Raw genomic sequence first — 15,737 nt, 5'->3', positions numbered from 1 at the left:
ATGCGCGTACGTACGACACTCGCGGCGGGCTCGCTGTTGCTGCTGACCGTGACCGGCTGCGGCGCCGCCGACATGACCAAGCAGGCGTCGCCCTTCGCCAACGCCCAGGGCACGAAGTCCGTGACCCTGTCCGTGCAGTCCTGGGTGGGCGCACAGTCCAACGTGGCCGTCGCCCAGTACCTGCTGGAGCACAAGCTGGGCTACCGCGTCGACACCGTCCAGGTCGACGAGGTGCCCGCCTGGGACGCGCTCAGCCAGGGCCGGGTCGACGCGATCCTGGAGGACTGGGGCCACCCGGACCAGGAGAAGCGGTACGTCGAGGACAAGAAGACGATCGCGCACGCCGGCGACCTCGGGGTGACCGGCCACATCGGCTGGTTCGTGCCGACGTACCTGGCCAAGCAGCACCCGGACATCACCGACTGGAGGAACCTCAACAAGTACGCCTCGCTCTTCCGCACCGCGGAGAGCGGCGGCAAGGGCCAGCTGATGGACGGCTCCCCGTCGTACGTCACCAACGACAAGGCCCTGGTGAACAACCTGAAGCTGAACTACCAGGTCGTCTTCGCCGGCTCCGAGGCCGCCCAGATCACCCAGATGAAACAGTTCGCCAAGCAGCACAAGCCCTTCCTGACGTACTGGTACTCGCCCCAGTGGCTGTTCAAGAAGGTCCCCATGACAGAGGTCAAGCTGCCGCCGTACAAGGACGGCTGCGACGCGGACTTGACGAAGGTCGCCTGCGCCTACCCGCACACCCCGCTGCAGAAGTACCTCAACGCCGGCTTCGCCAAGTCCGGCGGCAAGGCGGCGGCCTTCCTGAAGAAGTTCCAGTGGACGACCGAGGACCAGAACCAGGTCTCCCTGATGATCGCCGACCAGAAGCTGTCCCCCCAGGACGCGGCGAAGAAGTGGGTGGACAGCCACCCCGACGTGTGGAAGCGGTGGCTGTCCTGAACGTCCTCATCCCTTGAGGGCGTCGGCGATCTCCTGGACGGCGGCCGTCGCCCGTCGCTGGAGTCCCGACCCGAACGTCACGCGGGTGGCCCCGAGTTCGCCGAGTCCGGCGGGCGAGGGGCCCTCGCCGTCCAGGCGGGCCAGCATGTTGATGGGGCCCTGGATCCCGGCCCGCAGCAGGGGGAGTACGGCGGTGGGGGCGAGGATCGGATAGACGCAGTCCGCGCCCGCCGCCACGTACAACGCGGCCCGCTCGATGGCCCGTTCGGGGTCGCCGTCGCCGTGGACGAAGACATCGACGCGGGCGTTGACGAACAGCCGGTCCGCGGCGGCCGAGCGGACCTCGGCGAGGAACTCGGCCTGCTCGTGCGGGTCCTTGAGGGCACCCCCGTTCGAGTCCTCGAGGTTGCAGCCGACGGCACCCGCCTCCAGCAGCCGTTCCACCAGCTCCTTCGGCGCGAGGCCGTACCCGTCCTCGATGTCCGCGGACACCGGCACGTCCACCGCCCGCGCGATCCGGGCGACCGCGGCGAACATCTCGTCGGCCGGGGTGGCCCCGTCCGCGTACCCGAGCGAGGCGGCCACCCCGGCGCTCGGCGTGGCCAGCGCCGGGAACCCGGCCTCGGCGAACACGCGCGCGGTGGCGGCGTCCCAGGGCCCGGGGAGCACGAGCGGGTCGCCCTGGGCGCGCTTGCGATGCAGCGCACGGAAGACATCGATCTTGGTCACGGCTGGTAACCCCCCGGTGGGATGCGACGGCTGACCATGATCCGGTTCCAGCCGTTGATGACGGTGATCAGGCCGATGAGATGGGCGAGCCCGGCCTCGTCGAAGTACTTGGCAGCACCCTCGTACACCTCGTCCGGCACAAAGCCGTCGGTGAGCACGGTGACCGCCTCGGTCAGCGCGAGCGCGGCCCGCTCCCGTTCGCTGTAGAGGTCCTCGGTCTCCTCCCAGGCGCTCAGGAGCCGGAGGCGGTCCTCCGACTCCCCGTTCTCGCGGGCCGCCCGGAGGTGCATGTCGAGGCAGAAGGCGCAGTGGTTGATCTGCGAGGCCCGGATCATGACCAGCTCGGCGAGGAGCGGATCGCCGAGCCCCCGTTTCGCCGCCGCGCTGAGCGCGGACATCGCCTGCCCGACCGCACGGTCCAGCAGCCGTGTACGGCTCACTTGTGCTGACCCGGCTGGTAGTGCCCCGGGGTCATCCGGGTGGTCACACCGAACCGGTTCCAGGCGTTGATCGCCGTGATCGCGGCGATCAGCTGGGCCAGCTCGGCCTCCTCGAAGTGCCCCGCGGCCTTCTCGTACACCTCGTCCGGCACGAAGCCCTCGGTGAGCACGGTGACCGCCTCGGTCAGCTCGATGGCCGCCAGTTCCTTCTCCGTGTAGAAGTGCCGCGACTCCTCCCACGCGCTGAGCTGCACGATCCGCTCCACGCTCTCACCGGCCGCGAGCGCGTCCTTGGTGTGCATGTCGAGGCAGAAGGCGCAGTGGTTGATCTGTGAGGCCCGGATCTTCACCAGCTCGTACAGCTTGGGGTCCAGGCCCTGCTTGGCGGCCGTCTCCAGCCGGATCATCGCCTTGTAGACCTCGGGTGCGTGCTTGGCCCAGGCCAGCCGGGGGGCCTGCTCGGCGGCGTATGCGACGTTTTCCTGTGCAGTGCTCATGTACTCGACCCTAGGAGCCAGGCAGCCCAGGAGTATGGTCCATTTCCATGGTGGAATCCTGGGCCACTCTGGGTGTCGATCTGCACCTCGAACCGGCCGCCGCGCGCGGGCTGCGCCGGGGCCTGACCGACGCCCTGCGCGACGCCGTACGCACCGGCCGGCTCGCCCCCGGCACCCGGCTGCCCTCCTCCCGCGCGCTCGCCGCCGACCTCGGCATCGCCCGCAACACCGTCGCGGAGGCCTTCGCGGACCTGGTGGCGGAGGGCTGGCTCACCGCCCGGCAGGGCTCGGGCACGCGGGTGGCGGAGCTGGCGACGATGCCGCCTCGCGGCGGGGGCGCCACGTTCCGGCACCGGCCACCCGAACGCCCCGCCTACGACCTCATCCCCGGCACCCCCGACCTCGCCGCCTTCCCGCGCACCGAGTGGCTCAAGGCCGCCCGCCGCGCCCTCACCACCGCCCCTTACCACGCCCTCGGCTACGGCGACCCGCGCGGACGCCCGGAACTGCGCACCGCCCTGGCCGGATACCTCGCACGCGTGCGCGGCGTACGCACCGATCCGGAGCAGGTCCTCATCACCTCGGGCTTCGCCCACGCCCTGCGCGTCGTCGGCACGCTGCTGCGGGCGCGCGGGGTGCGGACGGTGGCGGTCGAGTCGTACGGGCTCGACACGTACCGGGGTCTGCTCCAGCAGTCCGCACTGGCCACACCGGCCCTTCCGTACGACGAACTGGGCACGGACACAAGGGCGTTGACCGGCACGGGCGCGGGCGCGGTGCTTCTCACCCCCGCCCACCAGTTCCCCATGGGCACGCCCCTGCACCCCGACCGGCGGGCCGCCGTGATCGACTGGGCCCGGCGCACCGGCGGCCTGGTCCTGGAGGACGACTACGACGGCGAGTTCCGCTACGACCGCCAGCCCGTCGGCGCCCTTCAGGGCTTCGACCCCGACCGCGTGATCTACTTCGGCACCGCCAGCAAGTCCCTCGCCCCCGGCCTGCGGCTGGGCTGGATGGTGCTGCCGGCGGCCCTCGCCGAGGAGGCCGCCGCGGCCAAGGGCGGCGCGGACACCGCAGGGGCGCTGGAGCAGCTCACCCTCGCCGAGTTCATCACCTCCGGCGCGTACGACCGTCACGTCCGCTCCTCCCGCCTGCGCTACCGGCGCCGCCGCGACGCGCTCGCCGCCGCCGTCGGCGCCCGCGCCCCCGAGGTCACGGTCACCGGTATCGCGGCCGGTCTCCACGCGGTCCTGCGCCTGCCGCCGGGCATGGAACAGTCGGTGGTGCAGGCCGCCGCCTGGCAGGGCCTGGCCCTGAACGGCCTGGCCTTCCACCGCCATCCGGAGGCGGTGGCCGAGCCGCTGGACGCGCTGGTCGTGGGCTACGCGACGCCGCCGGACAGCGCGTGGGCAGGGGCGTTGGACGCGCTGTGCCGGGTACTGCCGTAGCAGGGGATGCCTGTACAGGAGCGCGGGGAACGGCGCGAGAACCCACCACGCACCCGCACGCGCCGGCCGACCGGAACCTCCCACCCCCTCAGGCGGTTTCGGCCTCCTCCACCGGCGCCTCCCCGAAGCGCGCGAGCGCCAACGCCCCCGCCAGAGCCAGCAGGAAGCCCAGGATCGCCAGCCAGCTCAGCCCCGCACGGGTCCGGTCGCCGAGCCAGATCACGCCCACCGCCGCCGGGCCGATCGTCTCGCCGATCACCAGGCCGGCCGTCGACGTCGTCACCGAGCCGCGTTGCAGGGCTGAGGTGAGCAGCATGAAGGCGGCGCCTCCGCCGATGAGGAGGGCGTAGGCCGCCGGGTTGGTGAGCAGATCGGCCGGCCGCAGCGAGTCGATCAGGCGGACCGAGACCTCCACCACCCCGAACCCGAAACCGGCCCCCAGTCCCAGCAGCAGGGCCCGCATCCGCCCGGACAGCCGCCCGCCCAGCAGGGCGAGCACCAGCATGCCGGCCCCCGTCGCGAGCATCGCCCACTTCAGCGCGTCCGACCCGTCCTCGTGCCCCTCCGGCCCGGCCGCCAGGCCCAGCACCGCGAGCCCGGCGCACACCACGCCCACCGCGCCCCACTCCGTGCCGCTCAGCCGCACCCGCAGCAGGCGTGCCGCGACCACCGCCGTCACCGCCAGGCTCGACGCCAGTGCCGCACTCACCGCGTAGATCGGAATCGAGCGCAGCGCCGCGATCTGGAACAGAAAGCCGAGACCGTCCAGCGCGAGGCCTGCCAGATACCGCCACTGCCTGAGCGCCCGCAGCAGCAGGGCGGCCTCACCGCCCGTCCCCGTACCGGCCTCCCGCGCGGCGACCGCCTGCAAAACCGTCGCCGTACCGAAACAGACCGCCGCGGCCAGGGCACACACCATTCCAAAGAGCACGAAGTGACTCTAGGTGAAGGCTGTCCCGGCCACCCACCGTGGCCTGCGCTCTTACCGTTCTCTAGGCTGACCGCCGACACCCAGTACACGCCACACGGGGAGACACGAACATGGCCGACACTCGACGGCGGCTGCGGTCGGGCACCGTGGTCCTCGGCGGCATGGGCCTGCTGGCCACCGCCCTCACCGCCTGCTCGTCCGACCCGGACAAGCGCTGCGTCGACCGTGACAGCTACCACCTCGCCAAGGGCTACCAGGTCGTCTCCGACAAGAACTGCAAGACGACCAAGGCGTCCGTGAACGCCGACTGGTACTACGGCGGCAGGAAGAAGGGCTCCTGGGTGGACGGCGGTTCCTTCACCAAGCCGCACCGGAGCTCCGGCGGCTCCTCCTCGGGCCACGGAGTCCACCGTGGCGGCTTCGGCGGCGGCCACGGCTCGTCCGGCGGGTGAGACCGGCGTGGAGCGCCGTACCACCACCCCGCGCCCCGGCTGGCAGCGGACGGTCGAGGAACAGGGGATCGTCTACCCTCTCACCCGCCACCCCGACGGCTCGCTGCGCCCCTACTGGGACGAGAGCGCCTACTACGTCTTCACCCTGGACGAGATCGAGGCGCTGGAGGAGACCGTCGAGGAACTGCACGACATGTGCCTCGCGGCCGCCGGGCACATCGTGGCGAAGGACCGCCTCGCCGACCTCGGCATCACCGATCCGCGCGTGGCCGCGGCGGTCACCGAGGCCTGGCACCGCCGCGCCGAACTCCCTTCCCTCTACGGCCGGTTCGACCTCCGCTACGACGGCACCGGCCCGGCCAAGCTGCTGGAGTACAACGCCGACACCCCGACCTCGCTGGTGGAGGCCGCCTCGGCCCAGTGGTTCTGGATGGAGGACCGCTTCCCCGGCGCCGACCAGTGGAACTCCCTGCACGAGCGCCTGGTCGAGGCCTGGCGGACACAGGCCCCGCTCCTCGCGCCCGGCAGCCCGCTGCACTTCGCGCACTCCTCGGCCGACGAGCTCGGCGAGGACCTGATGACGGTCGCCTATCTGAAGGAGACCGCCGAACAGGCCGGCCTCGACACCGAGTGGCTGTCCATGGAGGAGATCGGCTGGGACACCCTCTCCGGCCGCTTCGTCGACAACCAACTCCGGTTCATCCGCGGCATCTTCAAGCTCTACCCCTGGGAGTGGCTCACCACCGACGCCTTCGCCGGGCACGTCCTGGACACCCTCGACAACGGCGGCGGCACCGGCAGCACCCTGTGGATCGAACCCGCCTGGAAGATGCTGCTCAGCAACAAGGCCCTGCTGGCGATCCTGTGGGAGCTGTACCCCGGCCACCCCAACCTGCTGCCCGCCCACCTCGACGGCCCCCGGGAACTGGCCTCGGCACCCGGCTACGTCGCCAAGCCCCTGCTCGGCCGGGAGGGCGAGGGCGTCACCGTGCACGAGCCGGGCGCCCCGGCCGTACTCCGGGACGAGCCCTGCTGCTACCAGCAGCTCGCCCCGCTCCCCGCCTTCGACGGCAACCACGTCGTCCTGGGCGCCTGGGTGGTCCGCAACGAGGCGGCCGGCCTCGGCATCCGCGAGTCCTCCGGCCTGATCACCGACGAGTACGCCCGCTTCCTGCCCCATGTGATCCTCTAGACCTCAAGGACCGCGCGGAACTGCTCCAGCCCCCAGTCCAGGTCCTCCTCGCTGATCACCAGCGGCGGGGCGATCCGTACCGTGTGGCCGTGGGTGTCCTTCACCAGGACCCCGCGGTCCATCAGCCGCTCCGAGATGCTCCTGCCCGTACCGATCCTCGGCGCGATGTCCACGCCCGCCCACAGCCCCCGCCCGCGCACCGCCGTCACCGCGCCCGTGCCGAGCAGCCCCGTCAGCGTCCGGTGCATCCGCTCGCCCAGTTCGGCGGCCCGGGCCTGGAACTCGCCCGTGCGCAGCATCGCGATCACCTCCAGCGCCACCGCACAGGCCAGCGGATTCCCGCCGAACGTCGACCCGTGCTCGCCCGGCCGGAACACCCCGAGCACCGCCTCGCTCGACACCACCGCCGACACCGGCAGGATCCCGCCGCCCAGCGCCTTGCCCAGCACGTACACGTCCGGCACCACGCCCTCGTGCTCGCACGCGAAGGTCTTCCCGGTCCGGCCGAGACCCGACTGGATCTCGTCGGCGACGAACAGCACGTTCCGCTCCCGCGTCAGCTCCCGCACCTTCGGCAGATAGCCGGCCGGCGGCACGATCACCCCGCTTTCGCCCTGGATCGGCTCCAGCAGCACCGCGACGGTGTTCTCGGTCAGCGCCGACCGCATCGCCGTCAGGTCGCCGTAGGGCACGATCTCGAAGCCGGGCGTGTACGGCCCGAAGTCCGCCCGGGCCTCCGGGTCGGTGGAGAAGCTGATGACCGTCGTCGTACGGCCGTGGAAGTTGCCGCCCGCGACCACGATCTTCGCCATCTCCGCGGGCACCCCCTTCACCCGGTAGCCCCACTTCCGGGCCGTCTTCACCGCGCTCTCCACCGCCTCCGCGCCGGTGTTCATCGGCAGCACCATCTCCATCCCGCACAGCTCGGCCAGCTCCGCGCAGAACGCGGCGAACCGGTCGTGCAGGAAGGCGCGGGACGTCAGCGTCACCCGCTCCAGCTGCTTCTTCGCCGCCTCGATCAGCCGCCGGTTGCCGTGCCCGAAGTTCAGCGCCGAGTAACCGGCCAGCAGATCCAGATACCGCCGCCCCTCCACATCGGTCATCCACGCCCCTTCCGCCGTGGCCACCACGACCGGCAGCGGATGGTAGGTGCGCGCACAGTGGGCTTCGGCGGCGGCGACGAGGTCTTCTGCAGCGGTCATGGCCTCTCCCGGAAAGGACGGTGGCCCCCTTCCTATCCTCGCTCGCATGGCGGACGCGGGATCTGCTCGCCGCGGCGCGCCCGGTAGGCTGATCGGCGGGTCGTGACTGGCGCGCTGGGATGGGACGGACCATCGGGGAGCGGCCCGAGTGTGATGTGTGCCGTGCGCCTGGGCCGAACGTGAACGCTGTACGCACGCCGTCCGGAGGTCCTCATGCCGAAGCAGCAGCCCCTGTCCACCGAGTCCACCGCCTTCCGCGCCGCCCTCGACGTCATCCGTGCCGTCGAACCGCGTGTCGCGGACGCCATCGGTCAGGAGGTCACCGACCAGCGCGAGATGCTCAAGCTGATCGCCTCCGAGAACTACGCCTCCCCGGCCACCCTGCTGGCCATGGGCAACTGGTTCAGCGACAAGTACGCCGAGGGCACCATCGGCCGCCGCTTCTACGCCGGCTGCCGCAACGTCGACACGGTCGAGGCGCTGGCCGCCGAGCACGCCAAGGAGCTCTTCGGCGCCCGGCACGCCTACGTCCAGCCGCACTCCGGCATCGACGCCAACCTGGTCGCCTTCTGGGCCGTCCTCGCCGACCGCGTCGAGGCCCCCTTCCTGGAGAAGGCGGGCGCCCGCCAGGTCAACGACCTGACCGAGGCCGACTGGGCCGAGCTGCGCCAGGCCTTCGGCAACCAGCGCATGCTCGGCATGTCCCTGGACGCCGGCGGCCACCTCACCCACGGCTTCCGCCCGAACATCTCCGGCAAGATGTTCGACCAGCGTTCCTACGGCACCGACCCGGCCACCGGCCTGATCGACTACGAGGCCCTGCGTGCCCAGGCCCGCGAGTTCAAGCCGCTGATCATCGTCGCCGGCTACTCGGCGTACCCCCGGCTGGTGAACTTCCGGATCATGCGCGAGATCGCCGACGAGGTCGGCGCGACCCTGATGGTCGACATGGCGCACTTCGCGGGCCTGGTCGCCGGCAAGGTCCTGACCGGCGACTTCGACCCGGTCCCGCACGCCCAGATCGTCACCACGACCACCCACAAGTCCCTGCGCGGCCCGCGCGGCGGCATGGTCCTGTGCGACGACTCCCTCAAGGACCAGGTCGACCGCGGCTGCCCGATGGTGCTCGGCGGCCCGCTCCCGCACGTCATGGCCGCCAAGGCCGTCGCCCTCGCCGAGGCCCGCCGGCCCTCCTTCCAGGACTACGCCCAGCGCATCGTCGACAACTCCCGCGCGCTGGCCGAGGGCCTGATGCGACGGGGCGCGACCCTGGTGACCGGCGGCACGGACAACCACCTCAACCTGATCGACGTCGCCACCTCCTATGGCCTCACCGGCCGCCAGGCCGAGGCCGCCCTGCTCGACTCCGGCATCGTCACCAACCGCAACGCCATCCCGGCCGACCCCAACGGCGCCTGGTACACCTCCGGCATCCGCATCGGCACCCCCGCGCTGACCACCCGGGGCCTGGGCACGGCGGAGATGGACGAGGTGGCGGCCCTGATCGACCGCGTCCTGACCACCACCGAGCCGGGTACCACCAAGTCGGGCGCCCCGTCGAAGGCGGCCCACGTCCTGGACGAGAAGGTGGCGCAGGAGATCGCCCAGCGGGCGACGGACCTGGTGGCGGCGTTCCCGCTGTATCCCGAGATCGACCTGGGCTGAAGCGCCCCGTAAGGGCGCGGGGAACTGCGCGAGCAACCACACACTGCCCGCAGCCCCCCGCGCCCCGGAAACCACCCCCCCACCTCTCGGGCCAATGACCCCCCCAGCCGATGAGAGAATGGGCAGCATGGCCACAGCTGACCGACCTCGCGTGCTCTCCGGCATCCAGCCCACCGCCGGCTCGTTCCACCTCGGCAACTACCTCGGTGCCGTCCGCCAGTGGGTGGCCCTGCAGGAGACCCACGACGCGTTCTACATGGTCGTCGACCTGCACGCGATCACGGTCCCGCAGGACCCGAAGGAGCTGCGGGCCAACACCCGGCTCGCCACCGCGCAGCTGCTGGCCGCCGGCCTGGACCCGGACCGCTGCACGCTCTTCGTCCAGAGCCACGTCCCCGAGCACGCGCAGCTCGCCTGGATCATGAACTGCCTCGCCGGCTTCGGCGAGGCCAGCCGCATGACCCAGTTCAAGGACAAGTCCGCCAAGCAGGGCGCCGACCGCGCCTCCGTCGGCCTGTTCACGTACCCGATCCTCCAGGTCGCCGACATCCTGCTCTACCAGGCGAACGAGGTGCCGGTCGGCGAGGACCAGCGCCAGCACATCGAGCTGACCCGTGACCTGGCCGAGCGCTTCAACGGCCGCTTCGGCCAGACGTTCACGATCCCGTCGCCGTACATCCTGAAGGAGACGGCGAAGATCTACGACCTGCAGGACCCGTCGATCAAGATGAGCAAGTCGGCGTCCACGCCGAAGGGCCTGGTCAACCTGCTCGACGAGCCGAAGACCACCGCCAAGAAGGTCAAGAGCGCCGTCACCGACACCGACACCGTGATCCGCTACGACGCGGAGAACAAGCCGGGCGTGTCGAACCTCCTCACCATCTACTCCACGCTCACCGGCAAGTCGATCGCCGAGCTGGAGCAGGAGTACGAGGGCAAGATGTACGGCGCCCTCAAGACCGACCTCGCCGACGTCATGGTCGACTTCGTGACGCCGTTCCGGGAGCGCACCCAGCACTACCTGGACGACTCCGAGACGCTCGACTCGATCCTGGCCAAGGGCGCGGAGAAGGCGCGCGCGGTCGCCGCGGAGACCCTCGCGCAGGCGTACGACCGCGTCGGTTTCCTGCCGGCGAAGCACTGACAGGCGCGCGTCGGCGCCGAGCGGCACGGCACCGGGAAGCACGGACCGGCGCTGCGGCGCACGACCGTACACACGACCGACTGGGCGGAGCGCTGCACATCACTTCCGCTGCGCCTGCCCACAGGACATCCATAGCCGTACAGTCGATAGCCGACGGCCCGAACGTGACGAACGGGACGGCCCGTACAAGACGACAGACGCGACGACAGGAGACGACGTGGGGACCGTAACGATCGGCGTGTCGATCGCGGTCCCGGAGCCTCACGGCAGCCTGCTCCAGGAGCGGCGCGCGGGCTTCGGCGACCCCGCGGCTCACGGCATCCCCACACACGTCACCCTGCTGCCGCCGACCGAGGTCGACGAGAGTGAGCTGCCGGCCGTCGAGGCGCACCTCACCGAGGTCGCCGGGACCGGCCGGCCGTTCCCGATGCGGCTGTCCGGCACCGGCACCTTCCGTCCCCTGTCCCCGGTGGTCTACGTCCGTGTCGTCCAGGGCGCCGAGGACTGCACCCTGCTGCAGCAGCGGGTGCGGGACGCGTCCGGGCCGGTGGCGCGCGAGCTGCAGTTCCCGTACCACCCGCATGTCACCGTCGCGCACGGCATCGACGAGACGGCGATGGACCGCGCGTTCGAGGAGCTCGCCGACTTCGACGCGCAGTGGCCGTGCACGGGGTTCGCTCTGTACGAGCAGGGCGCGGACGGGGTGTGGCGCAAGCTGCGGGAGTACACGTTCGGGGGGTCCGTGGTGCCGCCGCAGGCGCTCCGCGGCGTGGGCCGCAGCGCCGTGTCGTAGCGCTTACAGCGGAAGTCTCCTGAACAGCGCCCTCGGCGTGTGGCGCAGCGCCGCCATCACCAACCGCAGAGCGCCCGGTACCCACACCACCTCCGACCGTCTGCGCAGGCCCAGTTCGATCGCCGTGGCCACCGCCTCCGGGGTCGTCGTCAGGGGTCCCTCCGCCCGGGTGTAGCCGGGGCGTACGACCATGACGTGTGCGCCGGTGCCGTGCAGGGCGTCGCCGAGGCCCTGGGTGAAGGCGTCGAGGCCCGCCTTGCTGGAGCCGTAGATGAAGTCGGCGCGGCGGGCCCGCTCGCCGGCGGCGGAGGACAGGACCACCAGGGAGCCGTGTCCCTGGGTCTGCAGGGCGCCGGCGGCGACGAGTCCGGCGGAGACGGCCCCGGTGTAGTTGGTCTGGGCGACCTGCACGGCGCGTACCGGGTCCCGTTCGTCCTGGGCCTGGTCGCCGAGGACGCCGAAGGCGAGCAGCACCAGGTCGATGTCGCCCTCGGCGAAGACCTTGCCGAGGACGGTCTCGTGGGACTCGGGGTCGAGGGCGTCGAAGGTGACCGTGCGGGCGTCCGCGCCGAGCGCGCGCAGGCTCTCGGCGGCCTGTTCCAGGGCCGGCGAGGGGCGGCCCGCCAGCCACACCGTGCGGGTGCGGCGGGCGATCAGCCGGCGCGCGGTGGCCAGCGCGATCTCGGACGTGCCGCCGAGGACGAGCAGGGACTGGGGGAGACCGAAGGCGTCCTTCACATCAGCTCCTGGAGTTCTAGAGGTCGAGTCGGCGGGCGAGGTCGGAGACGAACACCCCGCGGGGGTCCAGCCGGGCGCGCAGGGTGCGGAAGTCGGCCGCGCGCGGGTACATGGTGGTGAGCAGGCCGGGGCGGAGCCGGGAGTCCTCGGCGAGGCAGACACGGCCGCCGGCCGCGGCCACCTCCTCGTCGAGTCCGTCGAGGAAGCCGGCGAGTCCGGGCAGCGCGGCCGGGATGTCCAGGGCGAGCGTCCAGCCGGGCAGGGGGAAGGACAGCCAGCCGGCGTCCGTGTCACCGAGGGGCTGGAGGACGGCGTGGAAGGACCCGCAGCGGTAGGCGGCCAGGCGCCGCACGATGCGGTGCAGGGTTTCCTCCTGGCCGTGGCCGACGGCGAACCGGTACCGCACACAGCCGGTCCTGCGGGTGCCCTGCGGGGCGGCCAGGGCGGGGAAGTCGGCGGACAGCGGCCGGAGTTCGCCGCTGCGCGCGCGTGGCGCCGTGCGGTACCGCAGCCCGCCCAGGAGGCCGGCGGAGGTGCGTCCGAGGAGGCTGCCCGGAAGGCCGCCCGACAGGAGGGCGAGGGCGGGCGGGCGGCGGCGGGGACGGCAGGACAGCGGGTGCCGCCACGCGCGCGTGCCCGTGCGGAGCGCGTCGAGCGGGGTGTGGTCCGCCCGGGTGAGGACGGCGCGTCCGGTGTCCGCGCCCCGGGCCGTCAGATCGATCCGGGCGCAGCCGTACCGCCGGTGGTCGCCGTCGGTCAGACGGGCCATCAGATCGTCGAGGTCGGCGGCGCGTTCGGTGTCGACGGTCAGGTACGCCGTCTCCACCGGAAGCAGCCGGATCGTGGCCGTGAGGATCACCCCGGTCAGACCCATGCCGCCGGCGGTCGCCGCGAACAGCTCGGTGCCGGGCTTGACCGTGCGTACCTCGCCGTCGGCGGTGAGCAGTTCCAGGGACAGCACATGGTGGGAGAAGGAGCCGGAGACGGGGTGGTTCCCGCCGTGGACGTCGGCGCCGATCGCGCCGCCGACCGTGGCCCGGCCGGTGGCGGGGGCGACCGGCACGAACCAGCCGAGGGGGAGCATGAGTTCGGCCAGCCGGTGCAGCAGGACGCCGGAGCCGCACAGGACGATCCCCTCGTCGGCGTCGACGACATGGACGCGGTCGAGGCCGGTCATGTCGAGGACGGTGCCGCCGGAGTTCCGGGCGGCGTCCCCGTATGCCCGTCCCGGCCCGCCCCGGGCGACGGCGCCGCGCGCCGCGCAGTCGCGGACGGCGGACGCGGCCTCCTCGTACGTCCGGGGACGGATGACGGAAACCGTGTCTCCAGGCATGTCGGTGACCGTATCGTCCCTATATGAGGGATTAGTTACTGAACATTCGCCCGCTACACACAATGGGTGATTAGTGGGATGTCTTACGAGCGCGCCGGCAGGGGCAGGAACGGATCATGGACTGGCTGAAGAGACTCCCCGGCATCGGACCGATCGTCGTCCGGCTGTTGGAGACGCACGCGTGGCACTGCTACGAACGGCTGGACCGGGTGAAGTGGACGCGGCTGGCCGCCGCCATGACCTTCGTCAGCTTCATCGCACTGTTCCCGCTGCTGACCGTGGCCGCCGCGATCAGCGCCGCCACGCTCAGCCCCGCCCGGCAGAAGACCGTCGAGCACAAGATCGCCGAGCAGTTCCCGGGCGTCCTGTCCTCCCAGCTCGACCTCACCTCGCTGGTGAACAACGCCGGCACCGTCGGCCTCATCGCGGGCGCCGCGCTGCTGCTCACCGGCATCGGCTGGGTCGGCCAGGTACGGGACTGTCTGCGCGCGGTGTGGGAGCTGCCGGACCAGCAGCAGAACCCGGTGGTGGCCAGGGCCAAGGACGCCGGCATACTCCTCGGCCTGGGCGGGGCCCTGCTGGTCACGCTCGCCGCGTCCACGTTCGCCTCGGCCGCCGTCGGCCTCCTCTCGCGCCATCTGGGCCTGGCCGCGTACGGATGGGGCAGTGTGCTGCTACGGATCGCCGCGTTCGCCGTCGCCGTGCTCGCCGACTTCCTGGTGCTGCTCTACGTCCTGACCCTGCTGCCCGGGGTCGAGCCGCCGCGCCGCCGCCTGGTGGTGGCCGCACTGCTCGGCGCGATCGGCTTCGAACTGCTGAAGCTGCTGCTCAGCGGCTATATCCAGGGCGTCGCCGCGAAGAGCATGTACGGCGCGTTCGGCGTCCCCGTGGCGCTGCTGCTGTGGATCAACTTCACCGCGAAACTCGTCCTGTTCTGCGCCTCCTGGACGGCGACCCACAGCGAGGGGACGGAGACCGGACGCGCCTGCGTCACGGACGAGGCCGACGGCGCATCAGGTCCGGCAGTGGCCAGCGGCGGTTGATCAGGAACGCCCCGCCCGCGAGCAGCACCAGCACCCCGCCGGTGATGGCCACGGCGGTGCCGACGCCGCGCGAGCCGGACCCGGCGGTGGCGCCGGCCACCGGTTTGGAGCCGGTCCCGCCGGACCCCGCGGAGGCACCGGGCGACGCGTTCAGGGCGCTCTTCGGCGGCACCAGCTCGCCCACCGGACGGACCTTGCCGGCCGCCTGGAAGCCCCAGTCGAACAGCCTGGCCGTCTCCTTGTAGACCTCGTTGTGCTCGTGCTTCTGCGGATTCATCACCGTGACGAGCAACACCCTGCCGTTGCGCTCGGCGACTCCGGTGAAGGTGGCGCCCGCGTTGGTGGTGTTGCCGTTCTTCACGCCCGCGATGCCCCGGTAGACGGGCACGTCGGGATCCCCGCTGAGCAGCCGGTTGGTGTTGCGGATCACCCGGGACTCGAACGTGGCGCTGACGGTCGAGCAGTAGTCCCGGAAGTCCTTCTTCTGCAGCCCGGAGCGGGCGATCAGGGTCAGGTCGTACGCCGAGGAGAGCTGCCCCGGCTCGTCGTAGCCGTCGGGCGTGACCACGTGCGTGTCCGAGGCCTGGAGCTCGTCGGCGTGGTGCTGCATGTCCTTGACGGTCTGCGCCACCCCGTCGTTCATCGCGGACAGCACGTGCACGGCGTCGTTGCCGGAGCGCAGGAAGACACCGAGCCACAGGTCGTGGACGTTGTAGCTGTGCCCCTCCTTTATCCCGACCACGCTGGAGCCCTCGCCCACGCCCGCGAGGTCCGACGGCGCCACCTTGTGCTCCATGGTCTTCGGGAACCGGGGCAGCAGGGTGTCCGCGAACAGCATCTTCAGCGTGCTCGCCGGCGGCAGCCGCCAGTGCGCGTTGTGCGCGGCGAGCACCTCGCCGGACTCGGCGTCGGTGACGATCCAGGAGCGGGCGGTGACGTCCTTCGGCAGTGCCGGGACGCCCGGGGCGAGATCGACCTGGGTGCCGGGCTGCCCGAGCCGGGCCCCGCCCACCGTCGACATCCGGGCCGGGGGCGTGGCCGTCGGGCCCGTCGAGGGGGCCGGGGCGGCGAGGGCGGCGGGCGCGGTGGCGGACAGGGACAGCAGGGCGGCTGAGGTGACCAGCAGGGATCGCCTGCCGGTGTTCTTTCGTGCGGGCACGGACGAGAACGTACCTT

General features: G+C 71.7%; 16 protein-coding genes and 1 riboswitch. Of the genes, 8 read left to right on the top strand and 8 right to left on the bottom strand.

Annotation, left to right across the window (positions count from 1 at the left end):
- A complete protein-coding gene (locus BFF78_RS16815) occupies positions 1-954 on the top strand; it encodes an ABC transporter substrate-binding protein (protein WP_069779119.1) in 954 nt (317 codons plus the stop codon).
- A gap of 6 nt (positions 955-960) precedes the next feature.
- Here BFF78_RS16815 and BFF78_RS16810 read toward each other — a convergent pair whose 3' ends face one another.
- The 3 genes from BFF78_RS16810 to BFF78_RS16800 are packed head-to-tail and all read right to left on the bottom strand — an operon-like array spanning position 961 to position 2,620.
- Entirely contained in the window at positions 961-1,683 is a 723-nt protein-coding gene (locus BFF78_RS16810; RefSeq protein WP_069779118.1) for an isocitrate lyase/PEP mutase family protein, read from the bottom strand.
- Entirely contained in the window at positions 1,680-2,081 is a 402-nt protein-coding gene (locus BFF78_RS16805) for a carboxymuconolactone decarboxylase family protein (RefSeq protein ID WP_069783622.1), read from the bottom strand. Before BFF78_RS16805 ends, BFF78_RS16810 begins: the two co-directional genes overlap by 4 nt.
- Before the next feature lie 38 nt (positions 2,082-2,119).
- Positions 2,120-2,620 carry a carboxymuconolactone decarboxylase family protein gene (locus BFF78_RS16800; RefSeq protein WP_069779117.1) on the bottom strand — a complete coding sequence of 167 codons (501 nt, stop codon included), beginning with the start codon at positions 2,618-2,620 and terminating at the stop codon, positions 2,120-2,122.
- 47 nt (positions 2,621-2,667) lie between these two features.
- On the opposite strand from BFF78_RS16800, the gene pdxR reads away from it, so the two are divergent.
- Positions 2,668-4,068 (top strand): MocR-like pyridoxine biosynthesis transcription factor PdxR, encoded by a 1,401-nt coding sequence (pdxR, locus tag BFF78_RS16795; protein WP_069779116.1) that lies wholly within the window; start codon positions 2,668-2,670, stop codon positions 4,066-4,068.
- 88 nt (positions 4,069-4,156) lie between these two features.
- Here the strand turns inward: pdxR and BFF78_RS16790 are convergent, their stop codons facing one another.
- Positions 4,157-4,987 (bottom strand): DMT family transporter, encoded by an 831-nt coding sequence (locus BFF78_RS16790; RefSeq protein WP_069779115.1) that lies wholly within the window; start codon positions 4,985-4,987, stop codon positions 4,157-4,159.
- Positions 4,988-5,109: 122 nt separating this feature from the next.
- Here BFF78_RS16790 and BFF78_RS16785 point away from each other — a divergent pair, with 122 nt between their 5' ends.
- Complete coding sequence (locus BFF78_RS16785) at positions 5,110-5,451, top strand: hypothetical protein (RefSeq protein WP_069779114.1); 342 nt, start codon at positions 5,110-5,112, stop codon at positions 5,449-5,451.
- A gap of 7 nt (positions 5,452-5,458) precedes the next feature.
- Positions 5,459-6,643, top strand: a complete 1,185-nt coding sequence (locus BFF78_RS16780) for a glutathionylspermidine synthase family protein (RefSeq protein ID WP_069783621.1) — start codon at positions 5,459-5,461, stop codon at positions 6,641-6,643.
- On the opposite strand, the gene rocD is transcribed toward BFF78_RS16780, so the two are convergent.
- Positions 6,640-7,845, bottom strand: coding sequence for an ornithine--oxo-acid transaminase (gene rocD / locus BFF78_RS16775; RefSeq protein WP_069779113.1), 1,206 nt, complete (start codon positions 7,843-7,845; stop codon positions 6,640-6,642). The two genes, BFF78_RS16780 and rocD, sit on opposite strands and share 4 nt — an antisense overlap.
- A 92-nt stretch (positions 7,846-7,937) precedes the next feature.
- A riboswitch (ZMP/ZTP riboswitch) is annotated at positions 7,938-8,026 on the top strand.
- Positions 8,027-8,058: 32 nt separating this feature from the next.
- Between rocD and BFF78_RS16770 the strand changes: the two genes are divergently transcribed.
- The 3 genes from BFF78_RS16770 to BFF78_RS16760 all read left to right on the top strand — a co-directional run bounded on the left by BFF78_RS16770 (position 8,059) and on the right by BFF78_RS16760 (position 11,447).
- Complete coding sequence (locus BFF78_RS16770; RefSeq protein ID WP_069779112.1) at positions 8,059-9,510, top strand: glycine hydroxymethyltransferase; 1,452 nt, start codon at positions 8,059-8,061, stop codon at positions 9,508-9,510.
- A 127-nt stretch (positions 9,511-9,637) separates the two neighbouring features.
- A complete protein-coding gene (gene trpS, locus BFF78_RS16765; RefSeq protein WP_418346661.1) occupies positions 9,638-10,654 on the top strand; it encodes a tryptophan--tRNA ligase in 1,017 nt (338 codons plus the stop codon).
- Positions 10,655-10,871: 217 nt separating this feature from the next.
- Positions 10,872-11,447: a 2'-5' RNA ligase family protein gene (locus tag BFF78_RS16760; RefSeq protein WP_069779110.1), complete on the top strand. Its 576-nt coding sequence runs from the start codon at positions 10,872-10,874 to the stop codon at positions 11,445-11,447.
- A gap of 3 nt (positions 11,448-11,450) precedes the next feature.
- On the opposite strand, the gene BFF78_RS16755 is transcribed toward BFF78_RS16760, so the two are convergent.
- Positions 11,451-12,185 (bottom strand): decaprenylphospho-beta-D-erythro-pentofuranosid-2-ulose 2-reductase, encoded by a 735-nt coding sequence (locus BFF78_RS16755; protein ID WP_069779109.1) that lies wholly within the window; start codon positions 12,183-12,185, stop codon positions 11,451-11,453.
- Positions 12,186-12,201: 16 nt separating this feature from the next.
- Positions 12,202-13,518, bottom strand: coding sequence for an FAD-binding oxidoreductase (locus tag BFF78_RS16750; protein ID WP_069779108.1), 1,317 nt, complete (start codon positions 13,516-13,518; stop codon positions 12,202-12,204).
- Between the two features lie 116 nt (positions 13,519-13,634).
- Between BFF78_RS16750 and BFF78_RS16745 the strand changes: the two genes are divergently transcribed.
- Positions 13,635-14,561: a YihY/virulence factor BrkB family protein gene (locus BFF78_RS16745; RefSeq protein WP_069779107.1), complete on the top strand. Its 927-nt coding sequence runs from the start codon at positions 13,635-13,637 to the stop codon at positions 14,559-14,561.
- Here BFF78_RS16745 and BFF78_RS16740 read toward each other — a convergent pair.
- Positions 14,509-15,720 carry a D-alanyl-D-alanine carboxypeptidase family protein gene (locus tag BFF78_RS16740; RefSeq protein WP_069779106.1) on the bottom strand — a complete coding sequence of 404 codons (1,212 nt, stop codon included), beginning with the start codon at positions 15,718-15,720 and terminating at the stop codon, positions 14,509-14,511. The two genes, BFF78_RS16745 and BFF78_RS16740, sit on opposite strands and share 53 nt — an antisense overlap.
- Between the last annotated feature and the right edge of the window lie 17 nt (positions 15,721-15,737).

This window comes from Streptomyces fodineus, from assembly GCF_001735805.1.
Classification (GTDB): Bacteria; Actinomycetota; Actinomycetes; order Streptomycetales; family Streptomycetaceae; genus Streptomyces; species Streptomyces fodineus.
The sequence above is the reverse complement of the archived record's forward strand: the minus strand, read 5'-3'. Positions and strand labels throughout refer to the sequence as shown.